Here is a 24,018-nt window from a genome sequence, read left to right on the forward strand (position 1 = left end):
GTGCGTTTTAAAATATTACTAAAACCAACTACTCTTTTTACTGCTTTTACCTCCCAGGCCTAATGCGCCGAGCAGGCTGCGGGTAATGATATTGGCAGCTGTACGTCCTACCTGGCGGGCAGCAGAGCTGCTCAGCACTGTTTCAAGCATACTCTTTTCTTCTTTCTGCCTGCCACCTTTTGCTGCAGGTTTTTCTTCTTCTTCTTTCGCTGTTTTTTCAGCCGCTTCTTCCAGTTTTGCTGTCAGTATCTCGTAAGCACTGTTACTATCTATTTCCTGGTTGTATTTCTTTACAAGTTTTGAAGCGTTGACAATAGCATCGAGTTCTGCGGCAGTGAGGATATCCATGCGGGAGCGCGGAGATGTCAGCATGGTGGCTGCCAGCGGAGTGGGACTGCCTTTTTCGTTCAGGCATGTTACCAGGGCTTCACCGATACCGATCTGTGTAAGCAGGTCTTCAGTTTTATAGTATTCAGAAAGAGGATAGTTTTCCGCCGTCTGTTTGATGGCTTTACGATCGTTTGCTGTAAAGGCGCGCAGGGCATGCTGTACTTTCAGGCCTAATTGTCCCAGTACGGAAGGAGGAATATCCATAGGGTTCTGGGTACAGAAGAAAATGCCTACGCCTTTGGAGCGGATCAGTTTTATGATGGTCTCTATCTGTTGCAGCAGGGCGGAGCTGGCTTCCTGGAAAATGAGATGCGCCTCATCTATGAACATGATGAGCTTGGGTTTCTCCAGATCTCCTTCTTCAGGTAATGTTGCATAGAGCTCTGCCAGCAGGCTTAACATGAAAGTGGAAAATAGCTTGGGCCTGTCCTGTATGTCAGCCACCCTTACTATAGATATCATGCCTCTGCCATCGTCGCTGATGCGCATGAGATCCTCTACCTGGAAGGAGGTTTCTCCGAAGAAGATGTCTGCGCCCTGTTGTTCCAGTGCTATTACTTTACGGAGGATGGTGCCTGCTGATGTGGTAGAGATCTTACCGTAGTCTTTCTCCAGTTCTGCCTTGCCTTCATCGCTTACATACTGAAGTACTTTCTTGAAGTCTTTCAGGTCAAGGAGGGGCAGTTTCTGATCGTCGCAGTATTTGAATATCATAGATACCAGGCCTTCCTGGGTATCGTTCAGCTCAAGTATCTTGGAGAGCAGTACAGGGCCAAATTCGCTTACGGTAGCGCGCAGGCGGACGCCTTTTTCATTGCTCAGGGAAAGTAATTCTGTAGGATAGGCAGCGGGTGACCATGTACCGCCTATTTTCTGATAGCGTTCTTCGATCTTTGCATTGCTGACACCTGCAGCGGCAATACCGCTAAGGTCTCCTTTGATGTCCATCAGCAGTACAGGTACACTGGCATCGCTGAGGCCTTCGGCAATAACCTGCAGGGTCTTGGTTTTACCGGTACCTGTGGCGCCGGCAATAAGCCCGTGACGGTTCAGCGTTTTCAGTGGCAGCAGCACATCTGCGCCGGTCACTACTTCACCGTCCAGCATGGCGCATCCCAGCTTCAGATGTTCACCTTTAAATGTATAGCCGCTTTTGATGTATTCCAGGAACGCTTCTTTAGTAGCCATGGTATATCTGTTTTTGCCACCAATATAGGCAAAAATGCACCATGTAGAAACGTTATAGTTCTTCTTCCCGTTCCAGCATCAGGATAGCTCCCTGTGGCACAATGAAATACTTTTCTCCCTGGTAGGATACTTCTGTAGACCCGCTTACCAGGAAGATGGCAAGATCGCCTTCTTTAGCCTGGAGGGGAATGTATTTCACTTTTTCTTCTTCCGGTTTCCATGCTTCATCTTCTTCTGATGGAAGAGGAAGAGCGTATCCCGGGCCTGTTTTGATAACATAGCCCTGTTGTACCTTCTCTCTTTCCTGTAAGCCGGGAGGAAGATAAAGACCGCTTTCTGTGCGTTCATTTGGAGTGGCTGGTTTGATCAGCACACGGTCTCCTACTACTATTAGCTTCTTCAATTTATTGTCTTGTGTCAGATGTACCGCCATGATAAAAAAATCCTTCTTGGGAAGGTATTACAAAATGTGTGCAGCAAGGGCAAACGGTGCCAATATGTCATTATACATCAGCCAACCGGAAAGTGTTGCCTGCGCGGATACCTTTTTCCGTCTGCTGAAGGGTGCAGCATTCTACAGCAGGATCATGTTCGAAGAAAAGAATGTATTGATTGTCCACTGCTTCCTGCAGGAAACCTTTCTTCTCCTGCAGTGTTGTAAGAGGGAACATATCGTAAGCCATTACGTATGGAATGGGAATATGGCCTGTGCTGGGCAGCAGGTCTGCCATGTAGATAATGGTCTTGTCCTTATAACGCAGCTGCGGCAGCATCATGGCGTCTGTATGGCCATGAACGAAGCGCACATTGAAGTTATCGATGAAGGTAATGCCTTCTTTTTTTCCAATGAATTCCAGCTGACCGCTTTCCTGGATGGGAAGTATATTTTCTTTCAGGAAAGAGGCTTTTTCACGTTCATTAGGTTGTGTGGCCCATTTCCAGTGATCTGCGTTACTCCAGAATTTTGCGTTCTTAAATGCAGGCACCAGTTTATCTCCTTCTCTTACAATACAGCCGCCGCAATGATCGAAGTGAAGGTGTGTAAGGAAAACATCTGTGATGTCATCCCGGTGAAAGCCGAGTTTTGCCAGCGAACCATCCAGGGTATCGTTGCCATGCAGGTAATAGTGGCGAAAGAATTTTTCATCCTGTTTATCTCCTATGCCGTTATCTACCAGGATGAGGCGGTTGCCGTCTTCTATCAGCAGGCAGCGCATGGCCCAGGTGCAGAGATTGTTCTCATCTGCAGGGTTGAGTTTGTTCCATATGCTTTTGGGCACTACGCCAAACATAGCGCCGCCGTCCAGTTTGAAAAAGCCTGTCTCAATGCTGTATAGTTTCATGGTTATGCTTCTTTTAAGGGTATTTACTTTGCGCCTGACAGCTGTTTTTTCCTTGCAGAGATCAGCCATATAAGACCTGTCACGAAGAAAAACACCAGGGCAATAACAGAGTTGCGCATACTGCCGGTCAACTCATGTATATAACCAAATGTAAGGAGGCCAATGAAAATAGACAACTTCTCCACTACATCGTAGTAGCTGAAGAAGGAAGCGGTGTCTTCTGTTTCGGGCATCAGCTTGGCGTATGTAGAGCGACTGAGGGATTGCACACCACCCATAACCAGGCCTACGGCTGTAGCCAGCATATAGAAATGTGTAGCGGTCTGCATTTTATATCCTGCCATGCAGATACCCATCCAGAGTATTACAACTACCATCAGTACCGGCAGGTTGCCATAGCGGCCGGAAAGCCTTGCTATGCTCCATGCGCCAAGTATAGCTACCAGTTGTATAACCACTACGGTGATAATAAGAGTGCTGGATGGCAGTCCCAGTTCCTGGCTGCCAAAAACGGTTGCCGCCATCATAACGGTCTGTACGCCCATGCTGTAAAAGAAAAAGCCGCGAAGGAACCTTTTCAGTACAGGCATTTGTTTTACCTGTGCATATACTTTCCTGATTTCCCGGAATCCTTCTGCCAGAGCGCTGGCGGTATGTTCCTGTATAGAGGCTTTTGAGGCGGGTAAGCGCAGGAAGGTGATCTGGGCAAACCCTATCCACCAGATACCTGTAAGCAGGAATGTGAGCAGTACGGCATGGCCTTCGGTAATGCCAAAGGGGCGGATAACAACCAGGGCAAAGCCTACCAGCTGCAGGAGTACGCCGCCTATATAACCCATGGCAAATCCGCGGGCGCTTATGCGGTCCCTGTCTTCCGGAGCGGCAATTTCAGGCAGGTAAGAGTTATAGAATACCAGTCCGCCGCAATAGCCGAGCGTAGCCAGCACGAAGAAGATAACGCCATATTCAACGTTCTGGCCGTTGAAGAAATATAATGCCGAGCAGCTGATGCCACCCAGCCAGGTGAACATCATCAGGTAGCGTTTTTTATTACCCCTGGTATCTGCAATAGAAGAGAGTATGGGGGATAGCAGCGCTGCAAAAAGAAAGGCAACGGCCATTGAGTAATCATACAATGCGCTGTTCACAAAGGTTTTGCCGAAGAAGGAAATGTTATTGCCATTGGCTTCGGTCTTTGTAGCGCTTGTAAAATAAATGGGAAAGAAAGTAGTGGTGATCACGAGGTTGTAGACAGAGTTTGCCCAGTCATACATTGCCCAGCCATTAATTACTTTTTTACCGGCAGTTTGCATATTGAGATAGTAAGTTGATTTATTTGTAATCCTGTATGCTGATACGGTTGGGGCACATAAAGTATTCCTGTTCATCGTTGGAACTAACAATGATCAGGCGGTTGCCTCCATAATTGGTGATCAGCTGCTGATACAGTTTTATGCCTGCAGTGTCAAGATTGGTGCAGGGCTCGTCCAGTAAGAGCACGGGCACGTCAGAGAAGATAGACAGGGCCAGTTTGAGGCGCTGTTTCATACCGGAGGAGAAATAGCGGATCTGTTTGTCCATAGACTTTTCCAGGCCAACCAGGGCTATAGCTTCCTGCGGAGAAATTTCGGGAATGAATCTTTTGAATTGCAGATGGAACTGTATGCTCTCTGCCAGTGTGAATTCTTCTACCAGCTCCAGGTAGGGAGCGGCGATGGCACAATGCCGGAAGAACTGGTCAGGAGGGAGCAGTTCTTCCGGCATTGTGCTATAGGTAACGGTCCCTTCATTGTGATGAAGGTGACCGCTGATAACCTGTAATAGTGTGGATTTGCCGGACCCGTTAGGGCCAAGAATGGCATAACGCCCGCCTTCTGAGAAGGTGGCTGACACCCGACGGAATATCCAGTCGTAGTTAAAGCGTTTGCCTGTTTGGTGTAACGTTATTTTCATTCGTCTCCGGCCAGGGACGTATACCCTTTCATGATACCTCTGCCGGATTCACGGATAAAGGACAGTATTTCGTCCCTTTCGTCGGTGGCAGGATATTCCGCTTCAATGATACTGATAGCTTTTGACAGCTTGTATCCTTTTACAAATATCACGCGGTATATGTCCAGTATGTGATTGATCTTTTCGAGAGAGAAGCCTCTTCTTTTCAGTCCTATGGAATTGACGCCAACGTAAGACAGGGGTTCGCGGGCAGCTTTCACATAGGGAGGAACGTCTTTTCTTACCAGGGAACCACCGGTTACAAAGGCGTGGGCGCCTATTTTACAGAACTGCTGAACGGCTACCATGCCTGCCAGTACTACGTGATCTCCCACGTGTATATGGCCTGCCAGGGTGGTGCTGTTGGAGAATACGCAGTAGTTACCTACTTCGCAATCATGCGCAATATGGCTGTAGGCCATGATCAGGCAGTTGCTGCCGATGCTGGTTTTCCACTTGTCCTTGGTACCTCTGTTGATGGTTACATATTCCCTGATGGTGGTGTTGTCGCCTATTTCTGTAAGGGTATCCTCTCCCGCAAATTTAAGGTCCTGCGGAATGGCGGATATTACAGCGCCCGGGAAGATACGGCAGTTCTTGCCGATACGGGCGCCTTCCATGATAGTAACGTTGGAACCGATCCAGGTGCCATCTCCTATCTCAACATTTTTGTGAATTACAGTGAAAGGATCGATCTTCACATTTGGCGCTACTTTGGCGTCCGGGTGAATGTAAGTAAGCGGATGGATCATTGCTATTGTTTAGCGTCTCTGGTTTTAATTATTTGTGCGGTGAAATCACCTTCTGTCATGACCTTGTTACCTACAAATACGGTCCCTCTCATTTCTACTATGCCTCTTCTGATAGGGCTCAGCAATTCCATCTTCAGTATCATAGTGTCTCCGGGAACTACTTTTTGCTTGAACTTACAGTTATCGATCTTAATAAAATAGGTATCGTAATTTTCGGGATCGGGCACAGTGTTCAGGGCCAGTATACCGCCGCATTGAGCCAGGGCTTCAACCTGCAATACGCCGGGCATTACCGGGTTCTGGGGAAAGTGCCCCTGGAAGAAATGTTCGTTGTAGGTGACGTTTTTAATACCCACTACCTGTGTGTCTGCAAGATCGATGATCTTATCTACCAGCAGCATCGGGTAGCGGTGAGGCAGCGTTCTTTCTATACGCGGCAGATCAAAGATGGCCGGTTTATTAGGATCATAAACGGGTACATCTTTAATGTGTTTATTCTTCTTGATATATTGTTTGATCTTGCGGGCAAACTCCACGTTGGAAGCATGACCGGGGCGGTTGGCAATGATATGCGCCTTGATGGGCACACCTACCAGGGCCAGGTCTCCCACTACGTCCAGCAGTTTGTGACGTGCCGGTTCGTTAGGGAAATGCAGCTGGATATTGTTCAGAATGCCTTCCCGCTGTTGTACGCTGATGTTATCGCGTTCAAATACTTTTGCCAGGTGGGTCAGCTGTTCTTCGCTTACTACTCTGTCTACTATTACGATGGCGTTGTTGATATCGCCGCCTTTGATCAGGTTGTTGGAGATGAGGTATTCAAGTTCATGCAGGAACACGAAAGTACGGCAGGAAGCCACTTCTTTCCTGAAATCTGCGATGCTGTTAAGATTAGCGTGCTGGGTACCTAAAACCGGTGAGTTGAAGTCGATAAGGCAGGTGATCCTGTAGTCTACCGCAGGCAGGGCTACCATTTCCACATTTTTCTTATCGTCATAAAAACTGATGTTGGTATCTATAGAATAGTAGATCTTTTTTGCATCCTGTTCTTCTATACCGGCTTTTTCTATGATCTCGATAAAAGGGTAGGAGCTGCCATCCATAATAGGAATTTCAGGTCCGTCTACTTCAATATGCACATTATCTACGCCGGTACCTACCAGGGCTGCCATAATATGCTCAATAGTGCTTACACGGGCGCCGTTGTATTCAAGGGTAGTACTACGTGCAGTGTCTACTACGAAATCCACATCGGCTTTAACTACAGGTTGTTCAGGCAGATCTACACGTTGAAATTTGATACCGTAACCGGGGATAGCCGGTTTCAGCGTCATATTCACATGAGCACCTGTGTGCAAACCAACACCTGATATTGTAACAGGGGCTTTGATCGTGTGTTGGTTCGACGACTGTTGATTATCCATCATATTTTTATAACTGTTTGTCCAACTTTAATCTTCTCAAACCCCTTCCCGTATGGAAAGCAGTTGTTTAACCATATCTTCCAGTTCCTTAACACGTTTTTCGAGGTCGGGCAAATTTCTAAAAATTGCCTGACTTTTTAATGAACTTTTATAATCAAAAGCCGGTGAACCCATCAGGGCTGTATTAGGTTCTGTAATAGATTTGGACAAACCGCTCTGGGCATTGATCTTGGTGCCGTCTGCCAGTTGAATATGTCCTACAAGCCCTACCTGTCCGCCTATCACACAGTTCTTACCTATTTTGGTACTGCCGGAAACCCCGGTCTGTGCAGCGATCACTGTATTGGTATCTACATCTACGTTGTGTGCCACCTGGATCAGGTTATCCAGTTTAACGCCCTGGCGTATCACTGTAGAGCCCATGGTAGCGCGGTCTATTGTTGTGTTTGCTCCGATCTCTACATCATCATGAATGATAACGTTACCGATCTGGGGTACCTTTTTGTAGGTGCCATCCGGCTGAGGGGCAAATCCGAAGCCATCTCCACCTATTACACAGCCGGCATGCAGTATAACACGCTTACCCAGTATACAGTTGTCATATACTTTCACTCCTGGATAAATAACGCTGTCATCGCCAACGGTAACATTGTCTCCCAGATATACGCCGGGATAGATCTTAACGTTGTTGCCAAGTACCACATTCTCTCCCAGGTAGGCAAAAGCGCCTATAAAGATGTTCTGGCCTTTTGTTACAGAGTCAGGTATATGTGAAGGTTGTTGTATGCCTGTTTTGTTGCCTACCATCTGCTTGTATTTCTCCAGGAGAAGTGCAAAGCTGCTGTAAGCGTCTTTTACCCTGATGAGGGTGGACTTTACAGGCCGCTCTGTTACAAGGCTCTCATTCACTATCAGTATGGAAGCATTGGTTGTATAGATGAACTCTTCATATTTTGGATTGGCAATGAAACTGAGCATCCCTTCACCGGCCTCCTCAATCTTGGCGATGTTGCTCACTTTTACGTCCGGGTTGCCTTCCAGCTTACCATCCAGCATGGTAGCCAATTGTAATGCGCTAAACTGCATAGTTAATAATTAATGATGTTATCCAAGGCGATACTAACCAACAAACGATTATTATAAAACATATGACATAATTTACAAGTAATCATTTGTAATACAGTGTTGCTTAGATTTTTGGATGACAAATGTAGAATTTTTTTACGGGTATAGCCAGTGTGTGACTTACCAGTGCATTATCAATAGACGAAATGTCTTTTACAGTTCCGTCTTTGAAAAGAATATTAATCTTTTCATCCTGGTCATTATAGGTACTGAGACTGGCTGTTCCCGTAAAAACAAAGTAGTCCAGTTCCTTTCCGGTAATGCCGTATTGTTTTTGCACCTTTTCTCTTAACGTGTTGATACTCACCATATCAAACGATTCGTTGCTCAATACGCATTTGAATAACTCCCTGTTAGTGAGCCACTTACACAGAAGTGCCAGCACTTTGTCAGAGTGTTGGGCCCATACCTTGATAGCGCTCAGTATGTCATAGTCATCCAGCAGACAGAACTGTTGCAAACAGGCTGGCTCCTGTTCAAAGTTGGCGTCAGATATCTTATGATAAAGGAAATACTCCAGGGCAGGAGAGGCGTAGAGGGAAACACCCTTTAATGCCAGCTCTTTAGCTCTGCGTAGTATTTTCACAAGCATATTCTCCGCGCTCAGCACTGTTTTATGCAGGTATACCTGCCAGTACATGAGGCGGCGCGCTACAATGAATTTTTCTATTGAATAGATGCCTTTCTCTTCTACCATCAGCTCTCCACGGTGCACGGTGAGCATTTTTATGATCCTGTCATATCCTATTACCCCTTCCGAAACGCCGGTATAGAAGCTGTCACGGTTAAGGTAATCCATCCTGTCTACATCCAGCTGGCTGGAAACCAGCTGATGCAGGAACGTCTTATGATAACGGCCGTTAAAGATTTCTATTGTCAGCGTCAGGGCGCCCTTCATCTCCTTATTCAGCTCCTCCATCAGCCAGTGACTGATCTTTTCGTGGGATACCCCTTCTATGATGCCATTCTCCAGTGCATGAGAATAGGGCCCATGTCCCACATCATGCAAAAGTATGGCCATCTTTGCAGCAACCTCTTCCTCTGCGGTAATATCTACCCCCTTGCTCTTCAGTTCCTGTAAAGCACAGCTCATCAGGTGATACGCGCCCATACTGTGGTGAAAACGGGTATGCATGGCTCCCGGGTAGACCAGGTGGGCCAAAGCCATCTGATGGATCCTGCGCAGCCTCTGGTAGTAAGGATGGGAAATCAGTGCAAAGATCAGCGGATGATCTATCGTAATGAAGCCATATACCGGATCGTTTACAATTTTACGCTTGCGTTCTGCCATTTACCGTTATCCTTTAGCTAGACAAAGCTACGTTAAGGAATTATTATCTGTAACTTTTTCTAATGTATAGACGTGGAAAGCCGGTTTTCCCCCTACTGCAACACACCGGTTTAACACGTTTTTTCTATTTTTATGACTAAAATAATTAATATCTGGACGATATTAAATGGAACTGCCTGTTTTTTAACAATTTATTGGGGGCACAGCCAATACAGGGAACGGTTTTTGACAAAATAGAATCTTACCTTGAGAAAGATAGTTGCCACAGTAAACTATTTCTGTAAAACATATAATAATATATTTGAATGAGTCAAATAAATATACTTTGGGTTGATGATGAGATCGAATCGCTGAAATCGCAGATCATATTCCTTGAAAACAAAGGATATAAAGTATCAGCACTTACAAACGGCTATGATGCCCTGGAATTTCTGAAAGACCAGGTGGTGGACGTGGTGCTGCTGGATGAATCCATGCCCGGTATAACAGGACTTGAAACACTCAGTAAAATAAAAGAGATAGATCAGCAGATACCGGTGGTGATGATCACAAAGAACGAAGCGGAAAATGTAATGGACGACGCCATCGGCTCCCAGATCACAGATTACCTGATCAAACCGGTAAATCCGAACCAGGTGCTGCTATCCCTGAAAAAGATCATTGACAATAAACGGCTGGTGGCCGAAAAGACCACCATCGCCTACCAGCAGCAGTTCAGGGAACTGTTTATGGCCCTCAATTCCAACCCGGACCATAATGAATGGATGGATATCTATAAGAAACTGGTGTACTGGGAAATGGAAATGGCCAAGACCAACAGCCCGGAAATGCTGGAAGTATTAAATACACAGAAAGCAGAAGCCAATACGGAGTTTGCCAAGTTCATCAGCCGGAACTATGCCAGCTGGGTGCATCCCAAAGCAAAGGATGCCCCCATTATGTCACATACCCTGTTCAGGGAAAAGATAGTACCAGCCCTGGACAGTGAAGTATCCAACTTCGTTATAATAATAGATAACCTGCGGTTTGACCAGTGGAAAGCAATACTGCCCATTTTCCTGGAATCTTTCAGGCTGGTGCAGGAAGACACTTTCTACAGTATTCTGCCCACTTCCACACAGTACAGCCGCAATGCCATCTTTGCAGGGATGCTGCCGGTAGATATTGAGCACCGGTTCCCGGAAGAATGGAAGAACGATGATGAAGAAGGCGGGAAGAACCTCTATGAAGAGACCTTCCTGGCAGATCAGCTGTACCGGCTCAAAATGGACTCCCGCTTTTCATATACCAAGATAACTACCCATCACGACGGACAGCATCTTGTTAACAATATCCATAACCTGATGGATTATCCGCTGAACGTCATCGTTTACAACTTTGTGGATATGCTCAGCCATGCCCGCACAGAAATGGAAGTGCTGAAAGAACTGGCAGGAGATGAGACCTCCTACAGGTCTATCACGGCCAGCTGGTTTGAACATTCTCCCCTGCACCAGGCGCTGAGAAAGCTTTCCGAAAAGAAGATCAACCTGATCGTGGCTACAGACCATGGTAACGTAAGGGTGAAAACGCCGGTAAAAGTAATAGGGGATAAGCAGACCACTACTAACCTGCGTTACAAACACGGCCGTAACCTGAATTATGACACGAAGGAAGTGCTGGCTTTCCGTGACCCGAGAGAGGCCGGTTTACCCAAGCCAAATGTGAACTCTTCCTATATTTTTGCGAAAGAGGACGGTTACCTGTGTTATCCTAACAATTATAATTACTTCGTAAACTTTTACAGGAATACTTTCCAGCATGGGGGAATTTCACTGGAAGAAGTGATTGTGCCCGTAGCGAGGCTGGTGAGTAAGTAAATCCTTATTTTTGCCGCATGAATTTTAAAGTTACGCCCAATAACCTGACCCGTCTCGAAAAGATCTTCGGAGAGGCAAAGTATGAGTTGCGTTTCGAAAAAGGAACGTTCAACTCCGGCTATTGTGTACTGGAACACAAAAAGGTGGTTGTAGTCAATAAATTCCTGAACCTTGAAGGCCGCATCAACACCCTGCTGGATATCCTTGCTTCCATGCAGCTGGATGAATCGGTGCTTACGCCGGAATCGCTGAAGCTGTATAAACAGATCGTCAGCAACAAGGCCGCCACTGCAGCAGATGCAGGAGAGGAACCATTACCACCTTCACCAGAACAACCTACAGAAAATTGAAAGTAACCTTTCTTGGAACAGGCACTTCGCAAGGCGTACCGGTTATTGCATGCGGCTGTGAAGTATGTACCTCTGCCGACCCGCGGGACAAGCGGTTGCGCAGCAGCATCATGTTTACCGGTATCCCCGCCGGCAACATAGTGGTAGATACCACGCCTGACTTCCGTTCACAGATGCTGAGAGCCAACGTAAAACATATGGAGGCCGTACTGGTAACCCATTCCCATAAAGATCATATTGCCGGCATGGACGATATCCGCGCCTTCAACTACTTCCAGCAAAGAGCTATAGACATCTTTGCCACAGAGTTTACCCAGCAGGTGATAAAACGGGAGTTTTCCTATGCCTTTACCGAACATAAATATCCCGGCATACCTGAACTGAACCTCCGTACCATTCATAGTGAACCATTTGAGGTGAACGGACAAAACGTTGTGCCCATCAATGTCATGCACCACCAGATGCCCGTACTGGGCTTCCGCGTGGGGGATTTTACCTATATAACCGACGCCAATTTCATTGCAGACGAGGAGAAAGAAAAGATCAGAGGCTCCAAAGTACTGGTGCTGAATGCGCTGCGCCGGGAGAAACATATTTCTCATTTTACGCTGGATGAAGCCATTGCAGTAGCACAGGAGCTGAAAGTGCCACAGGTGTACTTCACGCATATCAGTCACCAGATGGGAAAGCATGCTGACGTGATCCGGGAACTGCCCCCGGGAATGTCACTCGCCTATGACGGATTGGAAGTAGATTTGTCGTAACTTCCGGGTAATTGATTTGTTGACCCATGACCCAGCATCCAGTATGGAAGGAATACTTCCGCTTTTCACGGAAAGAAAGATCAGGCATCCTTATACTGCTACTTTTATCAGTAGTATGCTTTGCCCTGCCTGTATCCCGGCCGCAATACCATCCCGCTGTAATAACACAGGCGCCGGCTTCACTGAAGGAAATGAAGACTTTCAGAGAGCCCGTTAAAAAGAAGGCAGCACCTGCGTATGTGCGTAAAGTCTATACTTTAGATATTAACAAGGCTGATTCAGCTGCCTGGGAAGCATTGCCGGGAATAGGGCCGGTACTGGCGGCGCGTATCGTACGCTTCCGGGACAAACTGGGAGGCTTTTACTCTATTGCCCAGGTAGGAGAAACTTATGGTTTACCAGATAGCACATTTAAAAAAATTCAAGCTTCCCTGCAATTGCATAAGGTTTCACTAAAAAAACTGGATATCAACCAGACAGATGAAAAAACTTTGGCCCAACACCCGTACATACGTTATAAACTGGCCAGGGTAATTGTGCTGTATCGTAGTAACAACGGGCCTTTCAGGCTGCCGGAGCAGCTTCTGGAGCTACCATTGGTAGATGACAGTATTTATCGTAAACTTGAACATTACATCAAAACAGAAAATTCCCCATTATGAACTTTGAGCCTACCGAAATGCAGCAGCAGATTACGGAAATGATTCGCAACTTTGGAAAAACAAACATTCAGCCCCATGTCCTGGAGTGGGACGAAAACCAGACCTTCCCCGCTCATCTGTTTAAACAAATGGGAGAGCTGGGCCTCATGGGAGTGCTGGTACCTCAACAGTATGGCGGCAGCGGACTGGGGTACCTGGAATACGTGACCGTTATCAGCGAAGTAGCCAGATTCTGCGGCGCTATCGGCCTGAGCCTGGCAGCACACAATTCTCTTTGTACCGGGCATATCCTCCAGTTTGGATCAGAAGAGCAGAAACAACGTTATTTACCCCGTCTTGCCAGTGGAGAATGGATAGGTGCATGGGGACTGACAGAGCCCAACACCGGTTCTGATGCTATGAACATGAAATGTGTAGCACAGCAGGATGGTGACGAATGGGTCATTAACGGTACCAAATGCTGGATCACCCATGGTAAAAGCGGAGACGTGGCTGTAGTGATAGCCCGTACCGGAAATGTGCGCGATAGTCATGGTATGACGGCTTTTGTAGTGGAAAGAGGTACTCCGGGTTTCAGCGGAGGAAAGAAAGAGAATAAGCTGGGCATGCGGGCTTCAGAAACAGCGGAGATGATCTTCGACAATTGCCGTATCCCAGCCTCCAATATACTTGGACAGCCGGGAGAAGGATTTATCCAGTCCATGAAAGTGCTGGATGGCGGAAGGATCTCTATTGCCGCACTATCTCTCGGTATTGCCAAAGGCGCTTATGAAGCGGCGCTGAAATACGCACAGGAACGTCATCAGTTTGATAAGCCTATTGCCAGCTTCCAGGGTATTTCCTTTAAACTGGCAGATATGGCTACCGAGATCATGGCGGCAGAGCTGCTTACCATGCAGGCTGCAGATGGCAAGACCCGTGGTCAAGTAGTGACAAAGCAGGCGGCAATGGCTAAATACTATGCTTCTGAAGTAGCGGTGAAAACAGCTAATGAAGCAGTACAGGTGTTTGGCGGTTATGGTTATACCAAAGATTTTCCTGTAGAGAAATTCTATCGTGATGCGAAGCTGTGTACTATAGGAGAAGGTACTTCTGAAATACAGAAAATGGTAATAGCGCGTGAGGCATTGAAATAAAAACAGAAATACTTCTCTTTTTAAGCGGCCGCAGGCCCCGCAAAAAAAATCCCTTTTGCCGAAGGCAAAAGGGATTTTTTTATTTAATAAAGCTATCCTTCCCTTTTATTAACTTCAGTCTCCAAATTAACTATGTCATGAATTTCGAAGAAAAACTACACCAGATATTCCCCACCGCAGACGCTATTCCCGCCCAGTACCAGCTGGAAGGAGAGCTGCATCAGCGGGAATATCTCTCAGACGGTGAAATGAAACCCTGGAACGGAGACGTACATACGGTGCTGTCGCCCATCTGTATACAGACCCCAAACGGACTGGAAAGGAAAGTGATAGGGTCTTACCCTCTCTGCGGACAGGCAGAAGCGATAGCCGCCCTGAACGCCGCCGTAGAAGCATATGATGACGGCAGGGGAGAATGGCCTACCATGCCGGTATCAGAAAGGATTGCCTGTATGGAGAAGTTCACCGGCAAAATGATAGCCAGGAAAGATGAGATCGTGAAGCTCATCATGTGGGAGATAGGAAAGTCCTGGGCAGATTCCATAAAAGAGTTTGACCGCACTGTAGAATACATCAACGCTACTATAGATGCACTGAAAGACCTGGACCGTAACTCCAGCCGTTTTGAAATAGAACAGGGCATTATAGGGCAGATACGCCGTTCCCCGCTGGGAGTGGTGCTCTGTATGGGACCGTTCAACTATCCGCTGAATGAGACCTTCACCACGCTTATTCCTGCCCTGATCATGGGTAATACCCTGCTGTTCAAACCTCCGAAACACGGTACCTTATTACACTACCCGCTGCTGGAAGCATTTGGCAGCTGTTTCCCGAAAGGAGTGGTAAATACCATTTACGGCCGTGGCAATGTAATAGTGGCGCCACTGATGGAATCAGGCAAGATCAACGTATTGACCCTGATAGGCAGCAGCAAGGTAGCTAACCAGCTGAAGAAGAGCCATCCGAAAGTGAACAGGCTGAGAGCAATACTTGGGCTGGACGCAAAGAATGCAGCTATCATCACAGACAAGGCAGACCTGGACCTGGCAGTGAAGGAATGTGTATTAGGCTCTCTTTCTTTCAACGGCCAGCGTTGTACCGCATTGAAGATACTGTTTGTGCACAGTAAAGTGGCGGATGCTTTCCTGCAGAAGCTCAGCGACGCTATCAGCAAGCTGAAAGTGGGTATGCCATGGGAGAAGGATGTGTTCCTGACCCCGCTGCCTGAGCCTCAGAAGCCGGCCTATCTGAAAGAATGTATAGAGGATGCGCTGGCTAACGGCGCTAAGATCGTTAATGAGAACGGAGGTGCTGCCTTTGAATCGTTCGTTTACCCGGCGGTGTTATACCCGGTAAATGAGAAGATGAAGCTGTACAGGGAAGAACAGTTTGGTCCGTTGATCCCGGTATTACCGTTTGACGATATTGAAACGCCGATAGAATACCTGATAGAATCAGATCATGGTCAGCAGGTAAGTCTCTTCTCTAACGACGCCGGAGAGCTTGCTTCCCTGATAGATCCGCTGGTGAACCAGGTAAGCCGGGTAAATATCAACTGTCAGTGTCAGCGTGGTCCGGATGTATATCCGTTTACAGGACGCAAGGATTCTGCAGAAGGTACATTGAGCATCCCGGATGCGCTGCGTGCATTTTCTATCCGCACAATGGTGGCAACAAAACAGACGGAAGAGAATAAAAAACTGATAAATCAGATAGTAACAGAGCAGACTTCAAATTTTTTGTCAACAAAATATATATTCTAAACAAAATCGTATTACTGACAAAAAGACGGTTACCGTGTTAAAAGCGAGTTGTTTAGTTATGTGATAAAATGGTAATGTGTGATAAGTGCTCAAATTATTTTGCAAAAAAATGAGTATTAGCATATTAGGGTGATGGAATTGTGAATTAAGAACGTTAAATTTGGGTTAATTCATCACTCTTTACCATTTATCAACCTTCAACAAAAAAGAAAGACAATCGAAACAACTTTACGCAACCCAAGGAAAGGGCATCCGCTATCAGCGGATGCTTTTTTTCTTCTGTAAGTTGAAATGGAAAAGCCGCTTCAGTCAGTTGACCGGAGCGGCTTTTGAATTATTTGTTTGTTCACACCGTTAGTGTTCCAGGAAATCATCTTCTTTCTTATCTTCTGCCTGTCCGGCTCTTTTCTCAATATCGTTAAACCATTTCTCTACAGTACCTGCAAGAAAGACAGGCACTTTACCACTTACATATTCTTTCAGGATCTCGAAGGTTTTTAATGCCTGCTCATTGGTAAGTCCTGCTTTTTCTTTTAGTTCTTTTAAGAGGTCCATATTTATTTACTTTGTTTAAAGGTAAAGAGAAAATATTGCAGTAAGAGATATTGTAAATAATGGTAATTTGAGCTTCGTTTCAATACCTATACCTATATCTATGTTTATCGTTTACGGCAGAGGAAATTTTGCCCGGAAGATTGTAACCCAGCAGGAGCTTGGTATCAACCCACCCAACCCGGACATAAAATATTTCGAGTTTATTCAGGAGTATTTTCACCTTTTCTGGATCCCCTTTATTGGTACTGACAAAGGATGGTATGTGAGGAAGAAGGATGACAAGTTATATCATGTTTCTCCACAGAGGGAGGCAGAGCTGGTGCGGATTGGCGGTAATCCGAAAATGTCTCTATGGGCGTATACAGGGTCATTGATATTGATAGCGGCCATGATGGTTGTTATAATTAATATGATCGTTGTGAAGATCGAAGAAAGTTATTCACGTTACCTGAGTGATAAGCAGAAGGAAGAGGAACGTGACCAGAAATGGGAACGTATTCAGCATGCTACGCTGAATGACTATTATATGCTCTTTTGGGATGGGCGGAAAGCTGCAAAAGTAATTGCCATAAAGGGTGATTCACTACGGCTTTCTGTAATGAGGAATTTTTTTCCGGAAAGGCCTGATACGGCCGATGTCCTGACTGAGTTTGCAGAGCCTGCTGCGGAGAGAGATTCCTTATGGTTCAGCAAACAAAAGCTGAAGGGGATGCTGAAGGGTGAAGAGAGTAAATGGCTTGAGGAAATAATGACTGTTACAGGAGGAGAGTTAAAACATTACCTATCTGTCAAAACAGAAGGATATGGACCTGGATATATACTTTACAAGGTGTGTACTAAAAACTCGGTAAAGATCCTTGATATGAATGACAGCCTTCATAATATTAAATTCTCTGAGCCATTTCCTATTATACTGGGAAGAGGGGGAATCGCTTTATTTCAGGTAAAAGGGGATGATGCTGAGAGTAGCTACAGGTTTGACCTGTTCTGTGAGGATATTGCCGGTAAGAAATTTACATACAGGGTTAACGAATCAATAAAAAAGGCGGATCATCACTGATCCGCCTTTTTAATATCGATAATTCCCTTAGGCAACTTTCAGTGTTACCAGGGTAGACTTATCAAGCTTTTCTTCGGCATAGGCCCTTGACAGTACAAATGTACTTGCATCGGAAGAAGGCAGGTTAAACATAGCATCGCTGAGTACCACTTCACAGATAGAACGGAGACCACGCGCGCCCAGTTTATATTCCATTGCTTTTTCAACGATATAATCCACAGCGTCATCTTCTACTACCAGGTCAATTCCTTCTACTTTGAAGAGTTTCTTGTATTGTTTTACCAGTGCGTTCTTCGGTTCTGTCAGGATCGCTTTCAGCGCTTCATTATCCAGGGAGTTGAGGTAGGTTACTACCGGCAAACGTCCCAGCAATTCTGGAATGAGGCCAAATGCTTTCAGGTCCTGTGAATTGATGTAGCGAAGTATGTGTTTCTTGTTCTCTTCTTCTTTTTCTTTGTTGACAGTGAAGCCGATAGAATGTGTCTGTACCCTGCGGCTGATGATCTTATCAACACCATCAAAAGCACCACCACAGATGAACAGGATGTTCTGGGTATTTACCTTGATCAGTTTCTGTTCAGGGTGTTTACGGCCGCCCTGTGGGGGAACCAGCGCTTCTGTACCTTCCAGGAGCTTCAGGAGGCCCTGTTGTACGCCTTCGCCGCTAACGTCGCGGGTGATGGAAGGATTATCGCTTTTACGGGCAATTTTATCGATCTCATCTATGTACACGATTCCGCGTTCAGCGGCCTCTACATCATAGTTACATACCTGCAGCAGGCGGGTCAGTATGCTTTCAACGTCTTCACCTACATAGCCGGCTTCCGTAAATACGGTAGCGTCTACAATGGTAAAGGGTACATTGAGAAGGCGGGCAATTGACTTGGCCAGCAGGGTTTTGCCGGTACCGGTTTCACCTACCATGATAATGTTTGATTTCTCGATCTCCACATCATCATCTCCTACCTGTTGGTTGAGGCGTTTATAGTGGTTATAAACGGCCACAGCCAGTATTTTCTTTGCATCATCCTGTCCAATCACATATTCGTCCAGGAATTTCTTGATCTCTACCGGTTTTGCCACTTTAGGCACGAAGTGAGAAGGCGTTTTTTTGCCCTGCTGATGGAACAGCTCCTGTTCTATGATCTCCTGTGCGTTGGCTACACAGTTCTCACAAATATGGCCATCTGCACCAGCAATCAGTATCTGCACTTCTTCTTTGGAACGGTTGCAGAATGAGCAACGTATTTTGGACTCTTTCATAGCTTACAAAGGTACGTAAAAAGGGTGCAAAGTTGTTGTTTGCACCCTTTTCCTTACTACTACGTTTTCAGTAGTATATAAATTTAAAAAACATCCCTCTTGTTACTGCTGAGGGGTAGTATTATCCTGTTTTCTCGGATTCCTGGTAAGAACGTCGTCAATGATACCATATTCTTTAGCTTCATCGGCAGTCATCCAGTAGTCACGGTCAGAATCTTTTTCTACTTTCTTCACTGGCTGACCGCAATGGCCGGCAATGATCTCGTTCAGCTCTTTTTTCAGCTTAACGAACTCACGTGCAGTGATTTCGATATCGGAGGTCTGGCCTTCAGCGCCACCATGAGGCTGGTGTATCATTACCCTGGCATGTTTCAGGGCAGTACGCTTACCTTTTGTACCAGCTACCAGCAGTACAGCGCCGAAAGAGGCTGCCATACCGGTACAGATAGTAGCTACATCAGGAGCGATGATCTGCATGGTGTCGTATATACCTAAACCTGCATAAACACTACCACCGGGGCTGTTGATATACATCTGGATATCACGGGTACGGTCTGTAGATTCAAGGAACAACAGCTGGGCTGTGATAATATTAGCTACGTAGTCATTTACAGGATCTCCCATAAAAATGATGCGGTCCATCATTAAACGGGAAAACACGTCCATTATCGCCATGTTCATCGGGCGTTCCTCGATGATATTGGGCGTTAAGGCATTGATCTGATGACGGGTATAGCTATCTACTACCAGGCTGCTGATCCCTCTATGCTGGATGGCATATTTCCTGAATTCGTTATTAATGTTCATGATGGTGATGTTTATTAGGTAATTTAGCAAATTCTTCGGCTGTAATTTCCTCTTCCTTCACATTTACCTTATTTTCTGCCCAATCAAACAGTTTCTGGGTCACCATCTCGCGGTAGGTCTGGTCCACAAATTTCTCGTCCTGCAGCAGGCGCTCCAGGTAGCTGTCCAGCCAGTCTGCACCATCTGTAGCGGCAGCGCCACCAAAATAGCCCATTACTTTCTGTTTGGCGCTCTCTTTCACTTCTTCGAAAGATACGTCCAGCTTATTTTCGCGGATCAGTTTATCGCTGATCAGTGTCCAGCGTAACTGATGATCAAAACCAGGATATTCTTTGTCAGCTTCTTCAGCAGTCTTTGGTTTCTCACCGCCGGTCTGCAGCCAACGTTTCAGAAAATCTTTGGGCAGTTCAATAGGTGTCTCGTGAACCAGCACTTCAAATAATTCGTTGTGCAGGTGGTTACGGCTTTCTGCGTCCCAGGATTTTTCTATTTCAGAACGGAGTTTGTCACGGAAAGCTTCTTCCGTAGCAATAGTTTCAGCAGGGAATACTTCCTTGAAGAACTCTTCGTTCAGTTCTCTTTTTTCTATCAGTTCTATTTTAGTGATGGTCAGCTTAAAGTATTTCTCAGCTGAATCACCATGCAGGCCCAGTACATCATGCAGGAACCAGTTCAGTTTGTCAGCATCTACCGCATCCGCAGCTTTGATCACGATGCTGTCATCCTTTTTCTTGCCTTTCAGCTGTGCCTGAGCAGCAGCAGTAAAGTTCTTAAACAGGAAAGAAGTTTCTTTTGTATGGCCACCTTCAATCACATTACCCTGAGCATCTGCTTCTTCAGCTGTCAGATACAGAACGTTGTCATCTTCGGTAACAGCCTCAACTTCGTTGGATTTACCGCCTCTCAGCTGTAAACGCTCAACTTCTTCGTTTACCATTTCAGGGGTAGCTTTGATCCTGTAACGGACCAGGGATGTTTTACCATCCTCCAGGGGAGTAACGCTGAAATTTGGTTTTAAACCTACTTCGAAAGCGAAGTCATATTCAGCAGGGCTGTTGTGGTCAAAGTTTTTGGCCTCTTTATCCAGGGAAAGCGGCTGTGCAAAGATCTCCAGTTTTTCATTCTGAATGTATCCCATGAGCTCTTTCTCCACAGTTTTCAGTATCTCATCAGCAAAAATGGCCTGACCGTGCATTTTCTTTACCATGCCCGCAGGTACCATTCCTTTACGGAAGCCTGGTATATTGGCGGTTTTACTGAGCTGCTTTACTGCTTTGTCAAAATTGGGAAGGTAATCTTCCTGGCTCACTTTCACAGTGATCTTATCATTCAATAAACCGATGTTTTCTCTGGTAACGGTTGCCATAATAGTTTAAAATAAAATTTCTTGTATGAAGCAATAATAATTCCTTGTTTGAATTTCTGCCATGAAGTCACAAAGGCACGAAGGAATGGCAGTTGTTGAGGAGGTTGCTTGGTGACTTAGCGCCTTAATGGCAATCTTTCAGCCCTTAAGCTTTTTAGAATTGGTTTCCAAAAAGTTTAAGGACGGCAAAGGTAATGTATATTTTGAAAAAACAGCTGAAGTTTGGCCGCAAGCCAACATATTTATTAATTTGGGAATCTGTAACTTTCAAACTGGTAATTAATTGTTTGCAGAATAGCGGGTCAATGCAGCACAAACTCAAGCCCTTCTACTATGTCTCCGTCCATTTTGGGCTTTATACTAAAAGGTATGCTTGCCGGCTCTGCTTTCAGACGCAGTTTCTGCAACTGATCGGCATCTATACGGGCGGTATATCTACCAGGGGCCAGGCCCAGGAAACTGAAATACCCATCTGCCTGGCTCAGCGTTTTGGCCGCCAGACTGCCGTTTTTCCGGTAAAAACAGACAGTAACACGGGCCATCTCCTTCCGTTCGTCTTTAGTCTGCAGGTATACCTTACCCGATACTTCTCCCATTACCAGTACAGGTACCTGGATAGGCTTTAACCGGTGTGGATCTATAGTCACATTCATTGAGCTCCAGGCCAGTTTCCATGCAATATTGTCAAAATTACTGCGGCCCAGGTCTACATAATAAGTAGTATAGGGAGTAAGTTCCAGTATCCGGACGGTAGTGTCCCGGTCGTCCGTTATAATACGGCCGGTATTAATATTTACTTTTATACCGGATACTTTTATCTCCCCCTTATCCCAGCGCCCGTTACTGTTCAGGTCCAGGAAAGGTTGCAGCACTATCCCGCCGGTACCCGTATTGATCCGGTTATTGGCGGTAAAGAAATGAGTGCCGGCATCATATATGAACCCGCCCCGGACAGCCTGTACCAGGGTGCTGTTCCTGTTGCCCCGCAGGGCAGAAATGGCAATCTGGCCGAATGAGAGGTCATAACGCAGGCTGAGCCCTATGTTATTTATATCACTACGGTAATTCTGCTCGTAGAAGAGGTTCAGGTAACCACGGTAAAATATGTATTTGCCTATCTCACATCTTATCGAGATAACACGTGATTTATTGTATTCATACTGTACCTGAGGCGTTATCAGCGCCCGCTGTGACGGCACAGGAATGGAAAGGGAAAGAGTGCTGTAAACATAAGGACGCTGGTCCTTCGCAAAAAGACCATAGGTAGAGAAATTGGCGCCAATGCCTCCCAATGCGCCGGATACCATACCCTCTGCTGTCGTATACCTGGTGCCGGGTAAAATTATCTGGTTCAGCATAACCCGGGTGAACAGGGAGAAGGTTTTAGTAGTAAAAGGCCTTGCAAGCGTTAGCCTCCGCTCTTCCAGGTAATTGAAGTTAATGGCCTGCTGCCCTCTTTTATAACGGGTGTAACGGGCTTCCACCTCCAGTTGTGAGCGGTGCCGGTAACTGAAAATACCATTTCCCCGTACCCCATGGGTATATTCTCCGCTTAGCAGCAGATTATTGGCCAGGCGGAGGGAAGCGGTCACAAATGGCATATGATTGTCCCGTACAATAGAGGAAAGGTATTCTGTACCTGCACCCAGGGCCAGGTAGCGGTTCACGCCATAGTTGCCCTCCGTTCTTGCAAATTTGGTCTGATGCCCGTCCTGGACAATGCCTCCGCTGACGGTATATTCGAAAGTACCTGCGGGCAGGAAATTAAAGGGGACATTCATCAGCATTTCGCTGCTGCGCTCTTCTCCCCAGGGACTATAAAACCGCAGGCGGACCTGGGTATTGCCATATACCAGCGGCACCTGGAAGGTATAAAAACCGGCAGCATCGGCTACTGTATAGTCTACCAGTATACCGTTGATGTAAAGCTCTACCGTCCACCCGGGATTGGTGTAATTGCTCAGCGTATAGGACCCGTAGGAGCGGCGGAAGGTACTGGGCGTATTGGTGAGCTGCATACCTACTATCGGGGCATAAATGGTGGAGGTGGAATTAGCATATATTTTCCCTGCCAGTATCTGCCTCACTGCTTTCCAGTCATTGTTTACATAGCGCCAGCGGTAGAACTGTAATCTTTCATCAAACGGATGGCTGATACCGCTTTCTTTATAAATATCGGGCAGATTGCTGCTGCTGTAGTAATTGTTATAATTCAATGATACGGTAGTTTCTCCCCCTGCTACTATACCACCCAAAGAAAGGTTAACACGGGTATCGTTGGTACTGTTAATGCGTTGTGTGGCTATCACCGACCAGTCAGCCATACCAAAATGGAATAGCGGCCGTTTGCTTCCAAAGCTGGTATCGGCCTTTAACTCCCCTTTCAACCGGCTGATGTTGCGCCGCATTTCTTCCAGCCGCCGTTCCCGTATGGCTGGCAATTCCACTTTGGAGGTGATAGTAGCAGAAAGGCTGCGGAAATTGAATTTGCCGCTAAGGCCAAATACCTGGTCAAAATAAGGCAGCTTCAGGTACAGGTTGGAATTGGTACGGATAATATCCTGGGGTTGTAATTTAAATACCTTTCCCTCATAAAGTATACGTTGCTGTGTATAGTCAACCAGGTAGGCGGCTTCCTGCCGGATGAAAGTGCCGGTCACAGAATCCCGGTTTACAGAAAGCGTATTTCTTATTTTCAGGAACTCAAAGAGATCTGCAACAGGCAGATATAAATTCTCTCCGTTAATAAGGGCGGTCACCTCAATACCGCCTATATCCTGCACCATCAGGTAAATGGAAGTTTCATCGTACTCAGGATCTTCCGGGCCTGCCCGGGAAACGGATGCCATTGCCATTACACAGATGAGCATGCATAACAGGTAGCGTATAGCCCTATGGGTAATATGTGCATTCTGTCTCTCCATTCCG

At 46.2% G+C, this 24,018-nt stretch carries 21 protein-coding genes; 7 read left to right on the forward strand and 14 right to left on the reverse strand.

What is annotated here, in order from left to right:
* Positions 1–18 precede the first annotated feature (18 nt).
* From GO493_RS05025 to GO493_RS05065, 9 genes are all read right to left on the reverse strand, one after another.
* Entirely contained in the window at positions 19–1,578 is a 1,560-nt protein-coding gene (locus tag GO493_RS05025) for a helicase HerA-like domain-containing protein (RefSeq protein WP_157305000.1), read from the reverse strand.
* Positions 1,579–1,630: 52 nt separating this feature from the next.
* Complete coding sequence (locus GO493_RS05030) at positions 1,631–1,981, reverse strand: co-chaperone GroES (RefSeq protein ID WP_232538738.1); 351 nt, start codon at positions 1,979–1,981, stop codon at positions 1,631–1,633.
* Positions 1,982–2,081: 100 nt separating this feature from the next.
* Entirely contained in the window at positions 2,082–2,921 is an 840-nt protein-coding gene (locus tag GO493_RS05035) for an MBL fold metallo-hydrolase (protein WP_157305002.1), read from the reverse strand.
* A gap of 23 nt (positions 2,922–2,944) precedes the next feature.
* Positions 2,945–4,234: an MFS transporter gene (locus GO493_RS05040; RefSeq protein ID WP_157305003.1), complete on the reverse strand. Its 1,290-nt coding sequence runs from the start codon at positions 4,232–4,234 to the stop codon at positions 2,945–2,947.
* A gap of 19 nt (positions 4,235–4,253) precedes the next feature.
* Complete coding sequence (locus GO493_RS05045; RefSeq protein ID WP_157305004.1) at positions 4,254–4,874, reverse strand: ABC transporter ATP-binding protein; 621 nt, start codon at positions 4,872–4,874, stop codon at positions 4,254–4,256.
* Positions 4,871–5,665 (reverse strand): acyl-ACP--UDP-N-acetylglucosamine O-acyltransferase, encoded by a 795-nt coding sequence (gene lpxA, locus GO493_RS05050; protein ID WP_157305005.1) that lies wholly within the window; start codon positions 5,663–5,665, stop codon positions 4,871–4,873. Before lpxA ends, GO493_RS05045 begins: the two co-directional genes overlap by 4 nt.
* 2 nt (positions 5,666–5,667) lie before the next feature.
* Positions 5,668–7,092, reverse strand: coding sequence for a bifunctional UDP-3-O-[3-hydroxymyristoyl] N-acetylglucosamine deacetylase/3-hydroxyacyl-ACP dehydratase (locus GO493_RS05055; protein WP_232538739.1), 1,425 nt, complete (start codon positions 7,090–7,092; stop codon positions 5,668–5,670).
* A 33-nt stretch (positions 7,093–7,125) separates the two neighbouring features.
* Complete coding sequence (gene lpxD / locus GO493_RS05060) at positions 7,126–8,175, reverse strand: UDP-3-O-(3-hydroxymyristoyl)glucosamine N-acyltransferase (RefSeq protein WP_157305006.1); 1,050 nt, start codon at positions 8,173–8,175, stop codon at positions 7,126–7,128.
* Positions 8,176–8,278: 103 nt separating this feature from the next.
* Positions 8,279–9,505 carry an HD domain-containing protein gene (locus tag GO493_RS05065; protein WP_157305007.1) on the reverse strand — a complete coding sequence of 409 codons (1,227 nt, stop codon included), beginning with the start codon at positions 9,503–9,505 and terminating at the stop codon, positions 8,279–8,281.
* Positions 9,506–9,810: 305 nt separating this feature from the next.
* On the opposite strand from GO493_RS05065, the gene porX reads away from it, so the two are divergent.
* From porX to GO493_RS05095, 6 genes are all read left to right on the forward strand, one after another.
* The gene (gene porX / locus GO493_RS05070) at positions 9,811–11,364 is read left to right on the forward strand and encodes a T9SS response regulator signal transducer PorX (RefSeq protein WP_157305008.1); all 1,554 of its coding nucleotides are present in this window, start codon (positions 9,811–9,813) and stop codon (positions 11,362–11,364) included.
* A gap of 17 nt (positions 11,365–11,381) precedes the next feature.
* A complete protein-coding gene (locus GO493_RS05075; RefSeq protein WP_157305009.1) occupies positions 11,382–11,714 on the forward strand; it encodes a hypothetical protein in 333 nt (110 codons plus the stop codon).
* Positions 11,711–12,478, forward strand: a complete 768-nt coding sequence (locus GO493_RS05080) for an MBL fold metallo-hydrolase (RefSeq protein WP_157305010.1) — start codon at positions 11,711–11,713, stop codon at positions 12,476–12,478. Before GO493_RS05075 ends, GO493_RS05080 begins: the two co-directional genes overlap by 4 nt.
* A 26-nt stretch (positions 12,479–12,504) precedes the next feature.
* Positions 12,505–13,140 carry a ComEA family DNA-binding protein gene (locus GO493_RS05085; RefSeq protein ID WP_157305011.1) on the forward strand — a complete coding sequence of 212 codons (636 nt, stop codon included), beginning with the start codon at positions 12,505–12,507 and terminating at the stop codon, positions 13,138–13,140.
* On the forward strand, positions 13,137–14,276 hold the full coding sequence (locus GO493_RS05090) for an acyl-CoA dehydrogenase family protein (RefSeq protein WP_157305012.1): 1,140 nt from the start codon (positions 13,137–13,139) through the stop codon (positions 14,274–14,276). The genes GO493_RS05085 and GO493_RS05090 overlap by 4 nt, the downstream gene beginning before the upstream one ends.
* Before the next feature lie 137 nt (positions 14,277–14,413).
* Positions 14,414–16,039: an NADP-dependent glyceraldehyde-3-phosphate dehydrogenase gene (locus tag GO493_RS05095; protein WP_157305013.1), complete on the forward strand. Its 1,626-nt coding sequence runs from the start codon at positions 14,414–14,416 to the stop codon at positions 16,037–16,039.
* Between the two features lie 354 nt (positions 16,040–16,393).
* Here the strand turns inward: GO493_RS05095 and GO493_RS05100 are convergent, their stop codons facing one another.
* Positions 16,394–16,594, reverse strand: a complete 201-nt coding sequence (locus GO493_RS05100) for a hypothetical protein (RefSeq protein ID WP_157305014.1) — start codon at positions 16,592–16,594, stop codon at positions 16,394–16,396.
* A gap of 100 nt (positions 16,595–16,694) precedes the next feature.
* Between GO493_RS05100 and GO493_RS05105 the strand changes: the two genes are divergently transcribed.
* The gene (locus tag GO493_RS05105) at positions 16,695–17,654 is read left to right on the forward strand and encodes a hypothetical protein (protein WP_157305015.1); all 960 of its coding nucleotides are present in this window, start codon (positions 16,695–16,697) and stop codon (positions 17,652–17,654) included.
* 27 nt (positions 17,655–17,681) lie between these two features.
* Here GO493_RS05105 and clpX read toward each other — a convergent pair whose 3' ends face one another.
* The 4 genes from clpX to GO493_RS05125 all read right to left on the reverse strand — a co-directional run bounded on the left by clpX (position 17,682) and on the right by GO493_RS05125 (position 24,014).
* Positions 17,682–18,917 (reverse strand): ATP-dependent Clp protease ATP-binding subunit ClpX, encoded by a 1,236-nt coding sequence (gene clpX, locus GO493_RS05110; protein ID WP_157305016.1) that lies wholly within the window; start codon positions 18,915–18,917, stop codon positions 17,682–17,684.
* Between the two features lie 102 nt (positions 18,918–19,019).
* Positions 19,020–19,724, reverse strand: a complete 705-nt coding sequence (clpP, locus tag GO493_RS05115; protein ID WP_157305017.1) for an ATP-dependent Clp endopeptidase proteolytic subunit ClpP — start codon at positions 19,722–19,724, stop codon at positions 19,020–19,022.
* Positions 19,714–21,090 (reverse strand): trigger factor, encoded by a 1,377-nt coding sequence (gene tig / locus GO493_RS05120; RefSeq protein WP_157305018.1) that lies wholly within the window; start codon positions 21,088–21,090, stop codon positions 19,714–19,716. The genes clpP and tig overlap by 11 nt, the downstream gene beginning before the upstream one ends.
* Positions 21,091–21,392: 302 nt before the next feature.
* A complete protein-coding gene (locus tag GO493_RS05125; protein WP_157305019.1) occupies positions 21,393–24,014 on the reverse strand; it encodes a hypothetical protein in 2,622 nt (873 codons plus the stop codon).
* Positions 24,015–24,018: the final 4 nt, after the last annotated feature.

The sequence above is a fragment of the Chitinophaga tropicalis genome (assembly GCF_009758205.1).
In the GTDB taxonomy this organism is placed as follows: domain Bacteria; phylum Bacteroidota; class Bacteroidia; order Chitinophagales; family Chitinophagaceae; genus Chitinophaga; species Chitinophaga tropicalis.